The organism is Pelomonas cellulosilytica, assembly GCF_021353265.1.
Classification (GTDB): domain Bacteria; phylum Pseudomonadota; class Gammaproteobacteria; order Burkholderiales; family Burkholderiaceae_C; genus Pelomonas; species Pelomonas cellulosilytica.
On the sequence record NZ_JAJTWU010000001.1, the window covers coordinates 427,339 to 445,507 of the forward strand.

18 protein-coding genes are annotated in these 18,169 nt (G+C 71.0%); 6 read left to right on the forward strand and 12 right to left on the reverse strand.

All coding sequences use genetic code 11. From position 1 onward, the window contains the following. The first annotated feature begins 12 nt into the window (after window positions 1–12). From LXT13_RS01695 to LXT13_RS01705, 3 genes are read left to right on the forward strand one after another with little or no spacing between them, the layout of a single operon-like run. Entirely contained in the window at window positions 13–540 is a 528-nt protein-coding gene (locus LXT13_RS01695) for a hypothetical protein (RefSeq protein WP_233369870.1), read from the forward strand. 55 nt (window positions 541–595) lie between these two features. Continuing rightward, the gene (gene plsY / locus LXT13_RS01700; protein ID WP_233369871.1) at window positions 596–1,306 is read left to right on the forward strand and encodes a glycerol-3-phosphate 1-O-acyltransferase PlsY; all 711 of its coding nucleotides are present in this window, start codon (window positions 596–598) and stop codon (window positions 1,304–1,306) included. Window positions 1,307–1,310: 4 nt separating this feature from the next. Then, window positions 1,311–1,664, forward strand: coding sequence for a RidA family protein (locus tag LXT13_RS01705; protein ID WP_233369872.1), 354 nt, complete (start codon window positions 1,311–1,313; stop codon window positions 1,662–1,664). A 177-nt stretch (window positions 1,665–1,841) separates the two neighbouring features. Here the strand turns inward: LXT13_RS01705 and LXT13_RS01710 are convergent, their stop codons facing one another. Beyond that, complete coding sequence (locus tag LXT13_RS01710) at window positions 1,842–3,857, reverse strand: DEAD/DEAH box helicase (protein WP_233369873.1); 2,016 nt, start codon at window positions 3,855–3,857, stop codon at window positions 1,842–1,844. A 244-nt stretch (window positions 3,858–4,101) separates the two neighbouring features. Here LXT13_RS01710 and LXT13_RS01715 point away from each other — a divergent pair, with 244 nt between their 5' ends. After that, entirely contained in the window at window positions 4,102–4,881 is a 780-nt protein-coding gene (locus LXT13_RS01715; protein ID WP_233369874.1) for an oxygen-binding di-iron domain-containing protein, read from the forward strand. A gap of 24 nt (window positions 4,882–4,905) precedes the next feature. On the opposite strand, the gene LXT13_RS01720 is transcribed toward LXT13_RS01715, so the two are convergent. Then, window positions 4,906–6,138: a M56 family metallopeptidase gene (locus tag LXT13_RS01720; protein ID WP_233369875.1), complete on the reverse strand. Its 1,233-nt coding sequence runs from the start codon at window positions 6,136–6,138 to the stop codon at window positions 4,906–4,908. Then, a complete protein-coding gene (locus tag LXT13_RS01725; RefSeq protein WP_233369876.1) occupies window positions 6,131–6,514 on the reverse strand; it encodes a BlaI/MecI/CopY family transcriptional regulator in 384 nt (127 codons plus the stop codon). Before LXT13_RS01725 ends, LXT13_RS01720 begins: the two co-directional genes overlap by 8 nt. A 149-nt stretch (window positions 6,515–6,663) precedes the next feature. Here LXT13_RS01725 and ppk2 point away from each other — a divergent pair, with 149 nt between their 5' ends. Continuing rightward, the gene (ppk2, locus tag LXT13_RS01730) at window positions 6,664–7,563 is read left to right on the forward strand and encodes a polyphosphate kinase 2 (protein WP_233369877.1); all 900 of its coding nucleotides are present in this window, start codon (window positions 6,664–6,666) and stop codon (window positions 7,561–7,563) included. Between the two features lie 22 nt (window positions 7,564–7,585). Continuing rightward, window positions 7,586–7,930, forward strand: coding sequence for a glutaredoxin family protein (locus tag LXT13_RS01735; protein ID WP_233369878.1), 345 nt, complete (start codon window positions 7,586–7,588; stop codon window positions 7,928–7,930). A gap of 94 nt (window positions 7,931–8,024) precedes the next feature. On the opposite strand, the gene LXT13_RS01740 is transcribed toward LXT13_RS01735, so the two are convergent. The 9 genes from LXT13_RS01740 to LXT13_RS01780 all read right to left on the reverse strand — a co-directional run bounded on the left by LXT13_RS01740 (window position 8,025) and on the right by LXT13_RS01780 (window position 18,165). Next, window positions 8,025–8,297 carry a hypothetical protein gene (locus LXT13_RS01740; protein ID WP_233369879.1) on the reverse strand — a complete coding sequence of 91 codons (273 nt, stop codon included), beginning with the start codon at window positions 8,295–8,297 and terminating at the stop codon, window positions 8,025–8,027. Between the two features lie 177 nt (window positions 8,298–8,474). Further along, entirely contained in the window at window positions 8,475–9,110 is a 636-nt protein-coding gene (locus LXT13_RS01745; RefSeq protein WP_233369880.1) for an L-threonylcarbamoyladenylate synthase, read from the reverse strand. 33 nt (window positions 9,111–9,143) lie between these two features. Beyond that, window positions 9,144–10,301, reverse strand: a complete 1,158-nt coding sequence (locus tag LXT13_RS01750) for a M56 family metallopeptidase (RefSeq protein WP_233369881.1) — start codon at window positions 10,299–10,301, stop codon at window positions 9,144–9,146. Further along, window positions 10,288–10,662: a BlaI/MecI/CopY family transcriptional regulator gene (locus tag LXT13_RS01755; protein ID WP_255719198.1), complete on the reverse strand. Its 375-nt coding sequence runs from the start codon at window positions 10,660–10,662 to the stop codon at window positions 10,288–10,290. Before LXT13_RS01755 ends, LXT13_RS01750 begins: the two co-directional genes overlap by 14 nt. A gap of 87 nt (window positions 10,663–10,749) precedes the next feature. Beyond that, entirely contained in the window at window positions 10,750–11,613 is an 864-nt protein-coding gene (locus LXT13_RS01760) for a 3',5'-nucleoside bisphosphate phosphatase (RefSeq protein WP_233369883.1), read from the reverse strand. 45 nt (window positions 11,614–11,658) lie between these two features. Further along, window positions 11,659–13,575 carry a methyl-accepting chemotaxis protein gene (locus LXT13_RS01765; protein WP_233369884.1) on the reverse strand — a complete coding sequence of 639 codons (1,917 nt, stop codon included), beginning with the start codon at window positions 13,573–13,575 and terminating at the stop codon, window positions 11,659–11,661. A gap of 52 nt (window positions 13,576–13,627) precedes the next feature. Further along, complete coding sequence (locus tag LXT13_RS01770) at window positions 13,628–15,442, reverse strand: bifunctional diguanylate cyclase/phosphodiesterase (RefSeq protein WP_233369885.1); 1,815 nt, start codon at window positions 15,440–15,442, stop codon at window positions 13,628–13,630. A 123-nt stretch (window positions 15,443–15,565) separates the two neighbouring features. Then, complete coding sequence (recJ, locus tag LXT13_RS01775; RefSeq protein ID WP_233369886.1) at window positions 15,566–17,293, reverse strand: single-stranded-DNA-specific exonuclease RecJ; 1,728 nt, start codon at window positions 17,291–17,293, stop codon at window positions 15,566–15,568. Further along, complete coding sequence (locus tag LXT13_RS01780) at window positions 17,290–18,165, reverse strand: hypothetical protein (protein ID WP_233369887.1); 876 nt, start codon at window positions 18,163–18,165, stop codon at window positions 17,290–17,292. The genes recJ and LXT13_RS01780 overlap by 4 nt, the downstream gene beginning before the upstream one ends. Window positions 18,166–18,169: the final 4 nt, after the last annotated feature.

Sequence of the window (18,169 nt, forward strand, 5' to 3'; positions counted from 1 at the left end):
TCGGGGGGAGCGATGAGTCTGCTGTTTCCGGCGTTGTCGAAGGAGAAGGACGGCATCTACCAGCCGCTGCCACCGGCATGGCTGCAGGCGGTGCTGGTTGGCGGCGCCATCGCCGTGATCATCGCGCTCACGATCAGCAGGGGCGGCGCCTGGATGAGCCTCAGCGTGCCGGTCGGGCTGGCCCTTGGCCTCGGGCTGCGCTCCGCGCTGGAGTGGCGGCGCAATGGCCCCCGCGGCCAGGCGCTCGTGCGGGTGGCGGGCGGCGCGCTCGTGTTCCATGGCGCGGGCCCGCGCGGCCGGGCCGAGGTGTCGCTGGCGCATCTGGCGCATCTGGTGGTCTACGGCGCCGCGGGCCACCGCATCTACCGCTTCATGCTGCACGACGGCAGCTGGCGCGAGGTGCAGCCGCAGTGGCGGGCCGCCGCCGAGTCGCTGGTCATCGGCTTCCTGCAGGAGCTGCTGGGCGACCGCATCGTCGTGGAGGCGCCGCAGACGGCCTTCGCCCATGCGCGTGGCGACGGGCCGTACTTCGGCCAGTGACGGTGCGGCCGGGCGTTGTCGCCGGGGCGGATGACCTGCCCGACAATGCCGCCCCATGCAAAACGTGCTCCCCCTGCTTGCGGCGCTTGCTGCCTACCTGATCGGATCGCTCTCCTTTGCCGTCATCGTCAGCCGTGCGATGGGCCTCTCCGACCCGCGCTCCTACGGCTCGGGCAACCCCGGCGCCACCAACGTGCTGCGCTCGGGTAACAAGGCGGCGGCCATCCTGACGCTGATATTCGACGCGCTCAAGGGCTACCTGCCCGTGCTGGCCGTCCACCTCTGGGGCGCGCCCCACGGCCTGGAAGAAGGCACGATGGCCCTCGTCGGCGTGGCCGCCTTCCTGGGGCACCTGTGGCCGGTGTTCTTCCACTTCCAGGGCGGCAAGGGCGTGGCGACGGCAGCCGGCGTCATCTTCGGCCTGAACCCGCTGCTGGGTGTCGCGACGCTGGCGACGTGGCTCATCATCGCGTTCTTCACGCGCTACTCGTCGCTCGCTGCCATCGTGTCGGCCGCGTTTGCGCCGATGTATCAGTTGCTCATTTGGGAAGCCGGGCCGACCGCGCTGGCCTTGATCATCATGGGCCTGCTGCTGGTATGGCGCCACCAGGCCAACATCAGGAAGCTGCTGGCCGGCACGGAAAGCAAGTTTGGCGAGAAGGCCGCCGGCGCCGCGCCGGCACCGGGCACCAGCAAGAAGCATCCGCACGGCACCGGCCCGAGGCCGGCCGGGCATTCGCATCACCATCCCGCACGAAAGAAGTGATCTCATGAGCAACAGCATCGAACGCTACGACGTCGGCCAACGCATGTCCGAGATGGCCGTCTACAACGGCGTGGCGTACCTGGCCGGCCAGGTGGCCGAGGACGGCAGCCAGGGCATCGAAGGCCAGACGGCCCAGGTGCTCGCCGCCATCGACAAGCTACTGGCGCGCGCCGGCACCGACAAGTCGCGCATCCTGCGCGCTCAAATCTTCCTCGTCGACCTGGGCGACTTCGCCGCGATGAACGGCGTGTGGGAACAGTGGGTCTCGCCCGGCCACACGCCGCCGCGCGCCACCGTGCAGGCCGCACTGGCGCGGCCGGAGTGGAAGATTGAGATCGTCGTGACGGCAGCCGTCTGAGCGGCGGGCGACGAATCCGCCTTGGCAAGGGCGCCCACCCCAGCGTCGGAGACGCCGGGCGGGCCGCCCTTGTTTCATCTGGCTGCCAGCGCTTCTGCCGCAGCGCCGGGGCAGCTTCGCGAAGGCACGGCTGAAGTCCCCGATGGCGCTGCGGTTGCCCCCCGCTGAGCCCTACCGTCAGCCGCCGTCCTTCGCGCGCTGGCGCCAGAACGCCGTATCGATGAGCTGTTCGGCGCCCGTGCGGGCGTTGACCATCCAGAACTGTTGCCCGTCCGGGCTGACGCGCACGACCTCGCCGTCGTGCCGCCCCGCGCTCACCCGCTGGCCGAGGGCATTGGCCGGAAAGCCGGGTTGCCGCGCCAGCGCAAGCAGCGGCGTGGCCGCTCGCGTGTCGCCCGCCAGCCGCAGCCGCTGCATCAGCGGCGCCAGCAGCGGCCCTGCCGCATCGGCCGCCGACACGAACAGCACCAGCTTAGCCTGCGCACGGCTCAGCGCGACATTCAGCAGCCGTTGTGCAGCCTCGTCGCGCAGGAAGGGCTGGCTGCCGTCCGCCGGGTCGAACAGCACGACCGGCGCTTCGCTGCCCTGTGCGCGGTGCACGGTGCTCACGCGCAGCGACTCCGGCAGCCCGCGCGCACGCAGCCGCTGGCGGATCAGCGCGCGTTGTGCGCGGAACGGCGTCAGCACGATCAGCTCGTTCGGCTGCCACTCGCCGCTGGCCAGCGCCTGCGCCAGCAGCTCGGTGATCGCCTCGGCCGACTCGCGCCGCACCGGGCCGCGCTCCGCCGCCACCCAGCCGCCATCCGCCTTCACGCGGTGCACGTGCACATGGATGTCGGCGCCGATGTCGCCCAGCGTGCGGGCGCGCTTGGCCTGCCAGGCGGCCGAGGCGCGCGCGTCGTCCGCCACGCGCAGGGCGCCGTCGTAGAACAGTTGGCTGACCAGCTCGCCGATGGGCGGCGCCATGCGCGACTGCTCGTCCAGCAGCGCCACGGCCGGGCCGCCGCGCGGCATCTCGGCGAACGCCGAGCGGCCCAGCCAGCGCCGTGCGAGCCGGTCCTCGCTGCGCTGCACTGACCCGAGCTGCTGCGGGTCGCCCGCGAACAGCCGTGCCTTGCCCAGCGGCATCAGCACCAGCGCGTGCGCGAGGCTGACCTGGCTGGCCTCGTCGAACACCAGCAGGTCGAACGGTGGCTCGCCGTCGGGCGACAGCTCGCGCAGCGTCTTCAGCGTGAACGCCGCGCGCGTGGTGGTCATGCTGGCCAGGCGGCAGCGCTGCAGCACCTTCAGCGACGACGCGCGCAGCTCGTCGCGCAGCGAGGCGACGCGGTCGGCCCAGGCCTTCAGGGCGTGCGCGTCTCGGCTGGCCGGCCGAGACGCCTCGGCACGCGCCAGGCGGGCGATGAGGTCGCGGTCCTGCGTCGGCAGCAGGTGCTCGCGGCCTTCGTAGGCGGCAGCGTCGAAGCGTGTACCCAGGCGCTGCACCGTGGTGCGCAGCGGTTCGCGGCGGCCCTTCTGCAAGGCCTTGTCGACGGCCAGCGTCGCCAGGTCCACGGCGTGGTTGGTGGTGGACAGCAGAAGCACGCGGGCGTGCGGGTGGCGCTCCAGGTACTCGGCCAGCAGCACACCCAGCGTCGTCGTCTTGCCGGTGCCCGGCGGGCCCCACAGGAAGCCGCTGCTGAACCCGCTCAGCGCCAGCGCCGCACGCTGGGCCGGGCGCAGCCAGCGAAAGGGTTCGCCGGTCAGTGGCGCGCTGTGGCGCAGCGGCTGCGGGGCCGACAGATCGGGCAGGCAGGCCATGGCCTGCTCGGCCCACGGCGTGTCCCCCCAGGCATCGGCCACGGCGTTCAGGAAGCGCGTCGGGTACAGCCGGATCAGGTTGCCCGCGGGCGGTGGCGGGCTGCTGGCGTTCTGCAGCACGAGCTGGTCGTCCTCGGCCACGACGGCCAGCACGCCGGCGCCGCCTTTCGCGGGGGCGCCCCACCAGGCGGCGGCGCCGTCCAGGCTGTCGTCCAGCAGCGCCTGTGCGGACGCGGCACCGGGCCGTTGGCCTTCCGCGAACACATAGCCGGGCTCCAGCGTGACGCGCCACAGGCTGCCGTCGCGCTCGGCGTGTAGCACCTTGAAGTCGTAGTACTCGGGCGTGGCCGACAGCTCGGCGCCCAGCGCAGCGCGGATGTCGGGCAGGCTCATAGCGGGCAAGGTCTCGAAGCAGTGAAGGGGGCGCGACTTTAAGGGGTGTGCGTCGGGGCCGGCCGCCGAGGTGATCCAGGCGGTCGGCGGCGGCTGCCGGTGCAACGCGGCATGACACTCCGGGGCCGCTGCGCCGCCAGCCGGAGGCGGCGTGATCGGGAAACGCCTTGATCTTGGACAAGCCCTCCGCAGCTTCGCCTGTTTAGGCTCCAGCCCCACCACCACCACTGCCCGAGGCTGTTGCATGTCCATCGAGTTGTTCCGCCAGGGGCGGCATGTCTGTGTGATGTTCGCCCGGCTCGGTGACGAGGGCGGCGACGCCGTGCAGTCCAACCAGTTCCTGCTGGTCAACGGCGGCACCGGGGCCATCCTCGACCCGGGCGGCAACCTGGCCTACAACGAGCTGTACCTCGGCATGTCGGCCTCCTTCCCGCCGCACAAGCTGGCGGCCATCCTGGCCTCGCATGCCGACCCGGACATCATCGCGTCGCTGGATCGCTGGATGACGTCGACCGAGGCGCCGGTCTACATCTCGCGGCTGTGGGAGCGTTTCGCGCCGCACTTCTGCAAGCCAGGCAAGACGACGGGTCGCGTTGTGGGCCTGCCCGACCGCGGCGAGCGGCTGCGCCTGGGCACGGGCGACGACCGCTTCGACCTGTGGGCGCTGCCGGCGCACTTCCTGCACGCCGAGGGCAACTTCCAGTTCTACGACCCGGTCAGCCGCATCCTGTTCTCCGGTGACCTCGGCGCCTCGCTCGGCCGGGGCCTGGACCCGGAGCACCGCGTCACGTCGCTGGCCTCGCACATCCCCTTCATGGAAGGCTTCCACCGTCGCTACATGGTCAGCAACAAGGTGCTGCGCCTGTGGGCCGCGATGGTGCGGCAGTTGGACATTTCGATGATCGTGCCGCAGCACGGCTCGCCGATGGCGGGCGCCGCCGTGGGCGAGTTCATCGACTGGATCGAGCAGCTGGAATGCGGCATCGACCTGTTCGGGCCGGAGAACTACCGCATCCCGGTCTGAGGCTCGCCCGTAGCGAGCAGGCGTTCAGGGCTTCGCGTCGGCCAGCAGCGTCGGCGTGATCGACAGCGACAGATGCTCGCTGGCGACCGGGTCTTCTCGCCCCAGCTCGATCAGGGCCTGGACCCCGTTGCGCGTGACGAGCCGCGGGCGGGAGACGATGTTCAGCGGGGCGCCCTTGCTCAGCTCGGCGCGCAGCTCGATCTTGTCGTCACCCACGTCGTTGGCGACGATCGCCACCGCCACCTGATCCGGCGCAGGCGCATCGGGGCGGCCGTCGAGCATCAGCAGGGCGCGTTCGCCCGGGTGCACCCGCAACGTCGCCTTCGTGGACCGGGTGCGGCTGTCGTCGCCATTACCCGTGCGATAGCTCAGCTCCAGCCTGAGTGACACCAGCCGCCCATCAAGGGGTGGCGCGTCGCCCTGTACGGCGTAGACCGCGCCGGCTGCAGCCAGCAGGATCGTGGCCAGAGCGGCAGCGCTGACACGTGTCAGACGACGAGGGCGGTTCAACATGGCAATCCTTTCCAGCAGCGGGTGGGTCGTCCCCCAGCGGCTGGCCAGCGGCGCGCCGAGGTGGCGGAGATCGTGGGCGGCCAGCAGGGCCTGGGTGTAGTCGGCACGGGCATCGGGCTGTGCCGCGAGCACGGCAGCGTCGCAGGCGAGCTCCTGGTCCGCCCGCATGCGGCGCGCCGCCCACCAGGCCAGCGGGTTCCACCAGTGCAGCGCCCCGAGGCCGCAGGCCAGCAGGTTCCAGAGGTTGTCCAGCCGCTGGCTGTGCACCTCTTCGTGCGCCAGGATGAGGACCCGCTGGGCCGGCGTGAAGCGCATCTCGAAGTCCGCCGGCAGGGCGACGCTCGGCCTGAACAGGCCGATCAGGGCCGGGCTGCAGCCGGCGGGCAGCCGGTCGCCCAGGCGCGCCAGCCGCCATTGACGGCGGGCGTGCTGCAGCGCGACGATCAGCCCGCCGCCCAGCCACAGCACCAGCCAGGCGACGGATGGCCGACCGTACGGCGTCGGCGGGGCCGGTGCCGCGGGCATCACGGATGCGCCGGCCGCATGCCAGGCCAGCGTCAACGGTTCGTGTGCAGGGCGGGGCAGCGCGGCCGTCAGCAGCAGCGCGGGCACCAGCAGCCAGCTGGCGTAACGGGCACCGGCGCCGAGGCGACCGAGCGGCAGGCGCAGCAGAGCCAGCAGCGCGACGGCCATGCTGAGCAGCACGGCTTGGGTGAGCAACAGGCCCAGCAGGCGCTCAGGCATGCCCTTGCTCCTTCAGCAACGCCTTCAGCGCCTCGATGTCCTCGGCATCGAGCCGGCGCTCCGACGCGAACTGCGCCACTAGCGGCGCCAGCCTCCCGCCGAACAGCCGGTCGATCAGCGACAGGCCGGTGTCCGCCACCCAGGCGTCCTCGGGCACGGCCGGCGTGTACAGGAAGCGCCGGCCGTCGCGCTCGGCCGTCACGGCGCCTTTCTTCAACAGGCGGTTCAGCAGCGTCTTGACCGTGGCCAGCGCCCAGCCGTGCTGCGGGCCGAGGGCTGTGGCGATCTCGTCGGCAGCCTGTGGCGCGCGCTGCCACAGCTGGCGCATGACCTGGGCTTCAGCGTCGCTGATGGCGGGAGATGGGATCTTGTCCATGATTACGGCTGTAAACGGTGAAGCATGATTACGCCTGTAAACGATGTCGTCAAGCGTGCTGGCCACCGGGCTTTACCTTGTCACGACGCTGCCACGCGGGGCGCGTACGCTGGCGGCAGTGGCCGCCGTCGCGGCCGGGAGGCCTGCCCGTGAGCCCGATTGACGAAGACCTGGTGAAGCGCATCCACCGCGACCTGCAGGACGATTTTGACGAGGAGCTGGAGCTTGAGCTGGAGGACCGCGACTACGGCCTGACGCCAAGCGACGGCGCCGAGCGCAGCGAGCGCCAGCGCTACTTCCGCGAGCTGATCCGGCTGCAGAGCGAGCTGGTCAAGCTGCAGGACTGGGTCGTCCACACGGGTCACAAGGTCGTCATCCTGTTCGAGGGCCGCGATGCGGCGGGCAAGGGCGGCGTCATCAAGCGCATCACGCAGCGGCTGAACCCGCGCGTGTGCCGCGTCGCGGCGCTGCCGGCACCCAATGACCGCGAGCGCACGCAGTGGTATTTCCAGCGTTACGTGTCGCACCTGCCGGCGGCCGGCGAGATCGTGCTGTTCGACCGCAGCTGGTACAACCGCGCCGGTGTCGAGCGTGTCATGGGTTTCTGCACCGACGAGCAGTACGAGGAGTTCTTCCGCTCCGCGCCCGAGTTCGAGCGCATGCTGGTGCGCTCGGGCATCCAGCTCATCAAGTACTGGTTCTCGATCAGTGACGACGAGCAGCGCGTGCGCTTCCTGGGCCGCATCCACGACCCGCTGAAGCAGTGGAAGTTGAGCCCCATGGACCTGGAGTCGCGCCGCCGCTGGGAGGAGTACACCAAGGCCAAGGAGGTGATGCTGGAACGCACCCACATTCCCGAGTCGCCGTGGTGGGTCGTCAAGGCGGACGACAAGAAACGGGCGCGGTTGAACTGCATCCGGCACCTGCTGTCGCAGATGCCGTACGAGGAAGTGCCGCATGCCGACATCGAGCTGCCGGCCCGCGAGCGCCGCGAGGACTACATCCGCCATCCGGTGCCGGACGACCTCATCGTGCCCGAGGTGTACTGAAGCCGCGGATTAGCATCGGGGTATGAAGTCGCCCCCGTGGTCGCTGATCGTCGTGGTCGCCGTAGCCTGGCTTGTTTCATCGGCCTGGCGGGGGCATGTCGAGGCGGGTGATGCCGAGCAGCTGGCGAGGCAGGTGAAGCTGGGCGACATCCGCATGATCTCGTCCGAGACCTGCCCCTACTGCGTGGCGGCGCGGCGCTGGATGACGGCGCAGGGCGTCCCGTTCAGCGAGTGCTTCATCGAACGCGACGCGGCCTGTGTGGCCGACTACCAGGCGCTGGGCGCCGTGGGCACGCCGACGCTCGTCGTGCGCGGTCAGCGCGTCATCGGCTTTGACCGGGCGCGCATCGTCGACATCATGAAATAGGCCAAACCGAGTCGGCAGCACTGCTCAGCAGCGCTGGCGACTCGGCTCGGCGGGGGTGCAAAAAGGCGTCATTGGCATGAACGGGCGCCTTCGCTCATGCGCGCTTGCCAGCGGGCTTGGCGGCAGCAAGCGTCGCGTTGCGCAGCAGCGTGGCTTCGCTGTAGCCGACGACGACGACACGCGGCAGCTGGGCGACTTCACGAACGGCCGTGCCGGTGACGACGACGCGCGGCAGTTGGGCCACTTCGCGGACGGCCTTGCCGGTGACGACGACGCGCTCCAGCTTGACGACTTCCTGCGGGGCGGCCTGGGCGGCGACGGCGGACAGTGCGAGGGCGGCGGCGAAGAGGGTGGTTTGCAGGCTCATGATGGACTCCTTCAGGTGGGTTTCGAACCGCGTGATTGCTTGTTCGATGGAGTCAGTTTCGTCATCACGGGCGGTCGCTTCCAGGCGCCTGCGATCAAGCGCGAGCCGCGCTGGATGAACTGCAAAAACGTTGGATGAGCTGCGGCCGGGCGGCGCAGCCGGCCCGTCGCCGGGGCGTCAGTCCAGCTGCAGCCCCAGCCGTGACAGCTCGCCGCGTCCCTGGCGCACCAGCACCGGCTCGTCGCCCTGGCTCAGGTCCAGCACGGTGGTCGGCTGGGCCGGGCAGGCGCCGGCGTCCAGCACGAACTGCAGTTGGCGGTCCAGCCGGTCGCAGACGTCGGCCGCGTCGTTCATCGGCTCGGTCTCGCCCGGTGGGATCAGCGTTGTGGACAGCAGCGGCTCGCCGAACAGCGCCAGCAGGTCCTGCGTGACGCGGTGATCGGGCACGCGCAGGCCGATGGTGCGGCGGCTGGGATGCGACAGCCGGCGCGGCACTTCCTTCGTCGCCGGAAGGATGAAGGTGTAGGCCCCGGGCGTGGCGAGCTTCAGCAGCCGGTATTGCCGGTTGTCCACCATCGCGTAGGTGGCCAGCTCGGACAGGTCGCGGCACAGCAGCGTCAGGTGGTGCTTGTCGTCGACGCCACGCACGCGGCGCAGCGCCTCGGCGGCGCCTTTGTCGTTGAGGTGGCAGACGAAGGCGTAGCTGGAGTCCGTCGGGATGGCGCCCAGCCCGCCGGCCTGCAGCATCTGCGCGCACTGGCGCAGGAAGCGGGGTTGCGGGTTGTCGGGGTGGACTTCGAAGAGCTGGGCCATGCGGCCATTGTGCGGCCGCAGGCGCGGTGTGCTTCAGTCGATCTTGAACTTGAACTCTTGCTGGACCTCCGTGCCGGCCAGTGCGGGTTTGCATTCGTAGGCGCGAACGGAGCGCTCTATCGCTGCAACGAGGGGCGCGATGTTCTGACGATCGCCCTGGATGCGCAATGTGTCTGGGCGGCCGTCTGAATCGATCGTGAAGGTCACGTCGAGGAGGTACTCGCCCGTTGCCACCTCCACCGGCAACTCCGGCCGTGGCATCTTGGTGCAGGCCTCATAGGCCTTGAGCTTGCGCGCCGGAGGCGCGGCGTCGGCCGCCGAGCTGATCGTCTGCATGGCGACCAGGCCCAGCAGGGCGCCGAGCGCCAGCATCGCTCGGGCCGCTTGGCGGGTGCCGGCGCGGGGCGCCGCATTGTTCTTGAGCCACATGATCCTCTCCTTCAGGGGGTGGTGAGCCTGCCAGGCCGCGGCAGTGGGCGGGAGGCCGGTGGCCCCGTCGAGCTTGAGCAAGGCCAGGCCGTAGCGGCGCCAACTGCCGGGGAAGCGCTGCATCACCGTGGCATCGCAGGCGAGTTCCTGATCCTGCCGCAGCGCGTGGAGCGCCCACCAGGCCAGCGGGTTGAACCAGGCCAGGCTGGCCAGGGCGGCAGCCGCCAGGCGCGCGGCGTTGTCTAGCCGGCGGGCGTGGGTGGCCTCGTGAGCAACGATCCAGCGTCGTTCATCTGCGGCAAAGCGTTGCGCGAAATCTGCCGGCAGCACCAGGCGCGGCCGCCAGGCGCCCAGCAGGCCGGGCGAATCGCCGGCCGGGGCCAGCCAGCCGGCGGCGCCGCGCGATTGCAGCCGGCGGCGGTAGCGGTGGTGGGTCAGGCCATGCAGGACGATCACCACCAGCATGCCGGCCGCCCACAGCGCTTCAGCTAGCGCCCGCCAGTCGCCCGGGGGCAGCGACAGCGCAGCGAGCCCGGAGGGCGCCGCGATGGACACGGGCGGCAGCGTCAGTGCCGGCAGGCCCGCCGCGGGCAGCAGGGTGGCCAGCGCCAGCCAGGGCGGTAGGAGCCACAGCGCGCAGGCGGCCTGCGCCCCGGCCAGCCGGCGCCAGGGGCGGCGCAGCAGCGCCACGGCCAGCAGACCCAGCGTCAGGCCGGCGTGGGCGCGCCAGAGGGCGTCGAGCAGCGCGTCAGGCAGCATCATCATCATGCGCCTGCAGCAGGAGGCGCAGCGCTTCGGCATCTTCGGCGCTCAGCTTGCGCTGGGCGGAGAAGTGCGCCACCAGCGGCGAGAGCCGGCCGCCGAACACGCGGTCCAGCAGGCTCAGCGATTCGCCCTGCTCCCACTCCTCGCGCGCCACGCGGGGCTCGTAGAGGTAACGCCGCCCGTCGCGCTGGGCCTGCAAGGCGCCCTTGTTCAGCAGGCGATTGAGCAAGGTCTTCACCGTGCCGAGCTGCCAGCCGGCATCGGCCGGCAGCGCGGCCAGGATGTCCTCGGCGCTGAGCGGGTGGTGGGCCCAAAGGGCACGCATGATCTGGGATTCGGCGTCTGAGATGCTGCTCATGATCGACAACAAGTTGTTGACGGTAATGTCAACGCTTGTTGTCGAACTGTCCAGTACAGGGAAACCCGCGGCGCTGGGCGAGGAGGCTCAGTGGTGGATGCGCTCGGCCAGCGCCGCCCAGACGGGCGTCAGCCGACCGGGCAGCGGCGGCAGCGTGCCGAGGTCGACGCGGCTTTCCTCGGGGCAGTGGAAGTCGGACCCGCGCGAGGCCAGCAGGCCGAACTCCAGCGCGGTGTCCGCGTATTTCACGAACTCCGAAGGCGTGTGGCTGCCCGTCACTACCTCGATGCCACGCCCGCCGTGGCCGATGAACTCGGTGATCAGCGCGTACTCCTCGGTGGGCGTGAAGTCGTAGCGGCCCGGATGGGCAATGACGGCGATGCCGCCGGCGCGCGTGATCCAGCCGACGGCGTCCTTCAGTGCTGCCCACTTGTGCGCGACGAAGCCTGGCTTGCCCTCTGTCAGGTAGCGGCGGAAGACATCCGGCACGTCGGCGCAGTGGCCGGCGTCGACGAGGAAGCGCGCGAAATGGGTGCGCGAGATCAGGTCGGGGTTGCTGACGTACTTCAGCGCGCCCTCGAAAGCGCCGGTGATGCCAGCCGCCGCGAGGCTTGCGGCCATCTCGCGGGCGCGCGCCTCGCGGCCGCCGCGGGTGGCGCGCAGGCCGGCCGTCATCTCCGGCGATTCATGGTCGAAGCCCAACCCCACGATGTGGACGACACGGCCGGCGAACGTCACGGAGATCTCCGTGCCGGTCAAGTAGGCCAGGCCGTTGGCGCGGGCGGCCGCGATGGCGCGTGCCTGGCCGCCGATCTCGTCATGGTCGGTCAGCGACCACAGCCGCACGCCACCGGCGCGGGCCCGCTCGGCCAGCAGCTCGGGCGTCAGCGTGCCGTCCGAGACGACGGAGTGGCAGTGCAGGTCGGCGTTGAGCGCGGCATCGAGGTTCACAGCCCTGATTTTGGCAGGCGCCGCCCCGACCCTGCCGGTGCAGGGTCACAGCCGGAAGGCGTTCACCGTCTCGTCCATTCCTTCTGCCTGCTGGCGCAGGCTGTCGGCCGAGGCGGCCGCCTCCTCGACGAGAGCAGCGTTCTGCTGAGTCATCGTGTCGATGGCGCGCACTGCGTCGCCCACCTCACTGGCCTGGTGGGCCTCGGACCGCGTCTGCTCGGCCATCTGGCGGACCAGCGCGCTCATCTCGCGCACCTTGCCGAGGATGGCGTCCACGGCGCTGCCGGCCGTCGCGGCCTGTGTCGTGCCGGCTTCGACCCGCTCGACAGACTGCTGGATCAGCGACTTGATCTCCCGGGCGGCCGTAGCGCTGCGCTGGGCCAGCGCCCGCACCTCGGCGGCGACGACGGCAAAGCCGCGGCCGGCATCGCCGGCCCGGGCGGCCTCCACGGCAGCGTTCAACGCGAGGATGTTGGTCTGGAAGGCGATGCCGTCGATGAGGCCGGTGATGTCGGCGATGCGGCGGCTGGACTCGGCCATGCCCTGCATGCTGCCCACCACATCGGCAACGACGCGCCCGCCATCGGCGGCGACTTCCGCCGCCGAGCCGGCCAGCGCCTCGGCGCCATGGGCGGCTTCGCCGCTGTGGCGCACGGACTCGGTCAGTGACTGCACGTGCGACGCGGTCTGCTGCAGCCGGGCGGCGGCTTCTTCGGTGCGTTGGGCGAGGTCCTGGTTGCCGGCCGCAATCTCCTGCACTGCCTGCCGGATGCCCCCGGCGTCCTGCTGGATGCGCTCGACCAGGCCGCGCAGGCGCTGCTGCATGGTCTGCAGCGCCGTCAGCACGCGGCCCAGCTCGTCGCGCCGGCCTTGCGGCACGGGCTGGCTCAGGTCGCCGCGGGCGATGCGCTCGGTCACCTCCACCATCTGGCGCACCGGCCCCAGCACTTGGCGCATGGCATAGACCATCAGCACCAGCATCAAGCCCAGCGCCGCCGGCAGCACCAGCAGCAGCGTATTGCGGCGGTGGGCGGCGCGCTCGGCGCGGGCGTCGAGGTCCGCCGCCAGCACCTCCATGACCTGGGCGCTGAGTCGTGCCTGCACGGCGCCGGCATCGCTCAGGTGGCGGGCGAGCTGGTCCAGCGGGTAGTTGATGTCCATGGCCGCGGCTTCCAGCGTCGCGTCCACGTCCTGGCGCTGGCGCCGGGCGGTGTCCAGCAAGGGCCCCAGGCGCTCGTTCAGGCTCGCGTCGCCGGCCTGCAGCGCCAGCGTCAGCCGCTGCTGCATCTGGCCGACATGCTCGACATAGCGGCTGTGGGCGGCGGACATGCGCGTCAGGTCGTCCACCGCCGCCGCGCGGGCCAGCGCGGCCAGTTCGGATAGCGCGTCCTGCACGCGCGGCGCGGATTGCAGGCCGGCCTCGATGGCGAAGTGCGAGGGTGCCTCGGCGTCCAGCAACAGGCCCGAGCCGCCGTTGAGTTCGGTGTTGGCCTCGAACGCGGCCTCCGCTAGCGCGTTCTGCGCCGTCATCAACCGTGGCGGGTCCAACGGACCCCGGGCCAGAGCCTGCTGCAGCGCGGCGTGCTGCAGGCGCAAGGCCGCCACACGCTTGTGTTGAGCGGCGGCCAGGGCCGGGGCGATGCCGTCGTCCAGCGCGACGTCCAGTGCCTTCAGCGACGACTGCACCGCGTCGGCCGCGGCCTGCGCCTGCGGGCGTGCGTCGGGCCGCGTGGACAGGGCCTCGGCGCCCAGCACGCGTTGCTCCTGCAGCCGTGCCAACACGGCCTGCCAGGCGCGCACGGCGGGCAGCGCCTGCTGCTGGCGGCGCGCGGTGTCGAGTTCGGCGGCGTAGCCGCGCAATAGCATCAGGCTGGGCACCAGGCCCAGCAGCAGCGACAGACAGGCCACGAGGGTGAGCCGCGTGCGCAGGCTCCAGTGTTGGGTGAAGTGCAGTGCGTTCATGTCGGGCAGGGGTGAGCCGCGGCGTGCTGCCGCAGAAAGGGAACCACCGGCTTTACGCCGCCAGCAGCTTGCGCTGTGGCGTGCGGCGGTCGACGAAGTAGCGGCTGCCGCCGGCCCGGCCCTTGACGACCCGCTTGGGCTCGGCCAGGGCGGCGCTCAACGCTCGGGCGCTGTCATGGCTGCCGGGCATGTGCAGCACGGCGCCGGCGGACAGCGTGGGCAATGGATGGAAGCTGGGCTGGTTCTGGCGGTTCAGCGTCACGTAGCCGCCGGCGGCCAGGTGCTCCGTGGAGAAGAAGCTGCGCACGCCGGTGTCGAAGGCCTCGCAGACGCGCGCCAGCCGCGCCTCCCAGTCGGCGCTGCACAGCACCATGACGAAGTCGTCGCCGCCGATGTGGCCGACGAAGTCCAGCTGCGGGTCGGCCGACTGCGTCAGCACGCGGGCGGCGAGGCGGATGATGTCGTCACCGACGCGGTAGCCGTAGACATCGTTGAAGGGCTTGAAGTGATCAATGTCCCAGACGACCGCGGCGAAGGTCTCGCCGGCCTCGATGAGGCGGTCGAGGTGATGGTCGATGGGCACGTTGCCGGGCAAGAGTGTGAGCGGGTTGGCGTAACGCGCGGCATGCACCTGCAGGTCGGATACGGCCTTCAGCAGGTCGGAGCTGCGCCCCGAGCCGAAGTAGGCGCCGTCGCGCGTGACGATGAAGCCGTCGATCAGCAGCCGCTCGTCGAGGTTGGACATTGCGTCGCTCATCGCGCGCAGCGGCGTGGCGACGTCAAAGACCAGCGGGTGGCGGTCCATCAGCTCCACGCAGCTGCGCTTGTCGAAGATGTCCATGAAGTAGCGCTCCGTGCTGCGCTTGAGGACGTGCAGCGATCGCAGCACGCCGATGGGGCGCTGCTGGTCGTCCAGCACGGGGATGGCGAGCAGCTGGTCGTCGCCATGGAACAGGTCGACGATGGCGCGGCAGGTGACGGCCGGCGTGGCCGTGGGCCCGCGGCGCGCCAGTTGTGCCGCGCTTGTGATGGCGCCCTGTTCGAGCGGCAGTGCGAGGTCGTTCTGCAGCAGCCGGGGCTGCGCGTCGGCGGCCAGCCGCCCGCTCCACCGTGCGCTGAGCGACGCCCGGGGCGTGGCACTCGGCCGGGCGAACAGGTAGCCCTGGCAGATGCACAGACCCAGGCGGCGCAGCACCTCCAGGTCTGGCTCCTGCTCCAGGCCTTCGGCGACGACCTCGCAACCGCTGGTGGCGGCCATCTCGACGATGCTGCGCACAAACTGCTGCTTCAGCGGCTCCTGGGCGATGCCGTCGATGAAATGGCGGTCGATCTTGACGAAGTCAGGCCGCATCTGCATCCAGCGGCGCAGCGACGCGAAGCCTTCGCCCAGGTCGTCCAGCGCCACGCGGAAGCCCCGCTCGCGCAGCGCCTGCAGCGCATCGTCGAGTTGCGCCATGTCCTCGACGGGCCGCGTCTCCGTCAGCTCGATGACGACGCGCGACGTCGGCAGCCCTACCTGGGCCAGCGCGGTGGCGAGCAGGCCCACATGCTCGCGGGCGCCGAGCAAGGTGTCGGCCGTCACGTTCATGAACAGCTGGCCTGGCAGCCCCAGCGCCTTGAAGCGCTGGATCGCCCGCTGCACGATCAGGTGTTCCAGTTCGACGAGTCGGCCCAGCCGGGCCGCGGTGTCGAACAGAACGAGTGGCGAATGCAACGGCCCATCGGCCGGCGCCCGGGTCAGCGCCTCGAAGCCGTAGATTTCGGCCCGGTCAATCGCCACGAGGGGCTGGAAATGGAGGTCAAAGCTGCGCTGCTCGATGAGTCGGTCCAGCGCGTCGGAAAGGGGATCGGGCGCGAGGTCGCGCATCTGGAGGGCTCCGGCTGGCACCCGGCTGAAAAACATCAACAGCCGCTGCCGACACGGATTCTTGAAACACCTTGTGACACTCGGGTGACCCGGCCGCTGGGCCCGGCCACCCTGCCAAATCCGTCACGCCTGGGCGGCTTCGATGACGTACTGCACGCGTTGCTGGCCCTGCCATTCGTCGAGCTGCAGCCGGTAGGCCAGCGTCGCCCGCTCGGGCAGCATGTCCACATGGTTGAACCAGATGCCGTCCACGAGCTTGGCGCCGTGGCGCATCCGCAGCTTCAGGTGCTTCTCGCCTACTAGCCGCTGCGAGATGAGCTCGAAGCGGTCGCAGAACACCGGCGGCTCGAAACCCTGGCCCCACACTTGGCCGTCCAGCAGCCGTGCCGTTTCGGGCGTGGCGAAGTCCGCCGGCAGCGCGCCATCGTGACGCAGCATGCGGGTCAGGTCCTGCTCGGTCAGCCATTCCTCGGCGACACGGGCGAAGGCGAGGGCAAAGCGGCTCACGTCGTCCAAAGCCAGCGTCGCGCCGGCCGCCATCGCATGGCCGCCGAACTTGGCGAGCAGGGCGGGCTCGCGTTTGGCGACCAGGTCCAGCGCGTCGCGCAGGTGGAAGCCCGGGATGGAGCGGCCCGAACCCTTGAGCTGGCCGTCCGCGCCGCGGGCGAAGACGAAGGTCGGCCGGTGCACGCGGTCCTTGATGCGCGCCGCCACGATGCCGACGACACCCTCGTGGAAGTCCGCGTCGAACAGCGCCACCGCTGGCGGCAGCGCGCCGGACAGCGCCTCCACCAGCGCGTCCAGTCGCGCCTCGGCCATCTCGCGCATGCCGGCCTCGATGTCGCGGCGCTCGCGGTTGATCGTGTCGAGCTGGGTCGCCAGCTGCAGCGCGCGCTCGGGGTCGTCGGTGGTCAGGCATTCGATGCCCAGTGTCATGTCGGCCAGGCGCCCGGCGGCATTGATGCGCGGCCCGAGCGCGAAGCCCAGATCGAAACCCTGAGCCTTGCTGGCGTCGCGCTTGGCCGCGCCGAACAGCGCCATGACGCCGGGCTGTGCACGGCCGGCGCGCATGCGGCGCAGCCCCTGGGCGACGAGGCGCCGGTTGTTGGCATCGAGCTTGACGACGTCGGCCACCGTGCCCAGCGCGACGAGGTCCAGCAGGCCGTCGAGGCGCGGCACCTGCTGGGCGAAGGCGCCGCGCGCGCGCAGCTCGGCGCGCAGCGCCATCAGCACGTAGAACGCCACGCCGACGCCCGCCAGCGACTTGCTCGGGAAGCAGCAGTCGGGCTGGTTGGGGTTGACGATGGCGTCCGCCTCGGGAACGACGGCGACGCCATTGACGAGGGCCGGCAGGTGGTGGTCGGTCACCAGCACCTTCAGGCCCAGCGCGCGGGCGTGCGCGACGCCGGCCAGGCTGGCGATTCCGTTGTCCACCGTGACGAGCAGCCGGGGCTGCTGCTCCAGCGCCAGGTCGACGATGGTGGGAGTGAGGCCGTAGCCGTGGATGGCACGGTCGGGCACGACATAGCCGAGCTGGGCCGGCTCGGCGCCCAGCAGCCGCAGCCCGCGAAGCATGACGGCGCAGGCGGTGGCGCCATCGCAGTCGTAATCGGCCACGATGACGAGGCGCTCGCCGTGCTGGATCGCATCGGCGAGCAGCGACGCTGCTTCGGCCAGGCCCTTGAGCCCGTGGGGCCCGGATGGCGGTAGCAGCTGTTGCAGGCTGTCGTCCAGTTCGCCGGCCTCGCGAACGCCGCGGGCGGCGAGCAGCCGCGCCAGCAGTGGCGCCACGCCGGCCTGCTCCAGCGCCCAGGCGGTTCGCGGCGGCACGTCTCGTTCGACCAGCTTCACAGCGCCTCCAGCGTCGCGGCCACGTCGGGCGCCTTGAATGCGCGCCTGAGCTTGTCCATCAGCGACAGCGGTTGCCGCGTGAACCGCCGCGCAAAGCGTTCGCCGCACAGCGTCAGGCTGTCGAGCGGCTGCGCCAGAGGGCCGGCGTCCAGCCGCTGCCAACCTTCCGCCCAGCCGGCGAGGTCGCCGTTCAGCAGCGGAGCGGTGAGGCGGTCGTCCACGGTGACATCCGCCCGGCGGCCGTTGCTGCGGCCGATGTCGCCGATCCACACCGAATTGATCACCGGATCGCCGCGCGCCTCGCGTTCGTCGTTAAGCGCCTGGTCATGCAACAGCATCTGGGCTTCGTTTTGCCAGCGGCGCAGCACGCGGCTGTCCGGCAGCCAGGGCTCGATCGGCCGGCCGGCGGCGCGCTCGATGCTGGCGGCCTGCAGGCCATCCAGTGCGCTGGCATGGCCCAGCGCCCAGCGTGTGGCATTCAGCAGCCGCCAGTGCCAGCCCTCGGCCTCGGGCCACAGCTCCTGCAGCAGCGCGGCGAAGCGCGCGGCGTCCGATTCGGAGAGGTTCAGCGCCTGCGGCGGCAGCACGTCCACGCCATCGGTGCCGACGGACAAGTGCACCGGCGTCAGCAGCGCCCAGCCGAGCTCGGGGCCGGCGTCCACGGCCCAGGCGGCGGCGCTGGGCTCGGCCTGGCCGCGCAGCGCGGCCAGTGCGGTGTGGTGGGACGGATGGGGCGAGAACTCGTCGCCGCCCCAACTCTGCTCGGGGCTGAGCCGGCCCAGCTGGGCCGCGAGGTTGGGCAGGGCCAGGCCGGCGAAGGCATGCCGGGCGGCCTCGTCGAGCGCGGCGGCATGGGGAATCATCAGATGCATGGGC

Coding starts and splice junctions, on each gene's coding strand:
- LXT13_RS01720 (WP_233369875.1), bottom strand. CDS start 6,138: ATGCCTGAGCGCCTGCTGGGCCTGTTGCTCACCCAAGCCGTGCTGCTC.
- LXT13_RS01740 (WP_233369879.1), bottom strand. CDS start 8,297: ATGAGCCTGCAAACCACCCTCTTCGCCGCCGCCCTCGCACTGTCCGCC.
- LXT13_RS01770 (WP_233369885.1), bottom strand. CDS start 15,442: ATGCGCGACCTCGCGCCCGATCCCCTTTCCGACGCGCTGGACCGACTC.
- LXT13_RS01705 (WP_233369872.1), top strand. CDS start 1,311: ATGAGCAACAGCATCGAACGCTACGACGTCGGCCAACGCATGTCCGAG.
- LXT13_RS01735 (WP_233369878.1), top strand. CDS start 7,586: ATGAAGTCGCCCCCGTGGTCGCTGATCGTCGTGGTCGCCGTAGCCTGG.
- LXT13_RS01780 (WP_233369887.1), bottom strand. CDS start 18,165: ATGCATCTGATGATTCCCCATGCCGCCGCGCTCGACGAGGCCGCCCGG.
- LXT13_RS01755 (WP_255719198.1), bottom strand. CDS start 10,662: ATGAGCAGCATCTCAGACGCCGAATCCCAGATCATGCGTGCCCTTTGG.
- LXT13_RS01695 (WP_233369870.1), top strand. CDS start 13: ATGAGTCTGCTGTTTCCGGCGTTGTCGAAGGAGAAGGACGGCATCTAC.
- plsY (WP_233369871.1), top strand. CDS start 596: ATGCAAAACGTGCTCCCCCTGCTTGCGGCGCTTGCTGCCTACCTGATC.
- LXT13_RS01725 (WP_233369876.1), bottom strand. CDS start 6,514: ATGGACAAGATCCCATCTCCCGCCATCAGCGACGCTGAAGCCCAGGTC.
- LXT13_RS01710 (WP_233369873.1), bottom strand. CDS start 3,857: ATGAGCCTGCCCGACATCCGCGCTGCGCTGGGCGCCGAGCTGTCGGCC.
- LXT13_RS01750 (WP_233369881.1), bottom strand. CDS start 10,301: ATGATGCTGCCTGACGCGCTGCTCGACGCCCTCTGGCGCGCCCACGCC.
- LXT13_RS01765 (WP_233369884.1), bottom strand. CDS start 13,575: ATGAACGCACTGCACTTCACCCAACACTGGAGCCTGCGCACGCGGCTC.
- LXT13_RS01715 (WP_233369874.1), top strand. CDS start 4,102: ATGTCCATCGAGTTGTTCCGCCAGGGGCGGCATGTCTGTGTGATGTTC.
- LXT13_RS01745 (WP_233369880.1), bottom strand. CDS start 9,110: ATGGCCCAGCTCTTCGAAGTCCACCCCGACAACCCGCAACCCCGCTTC.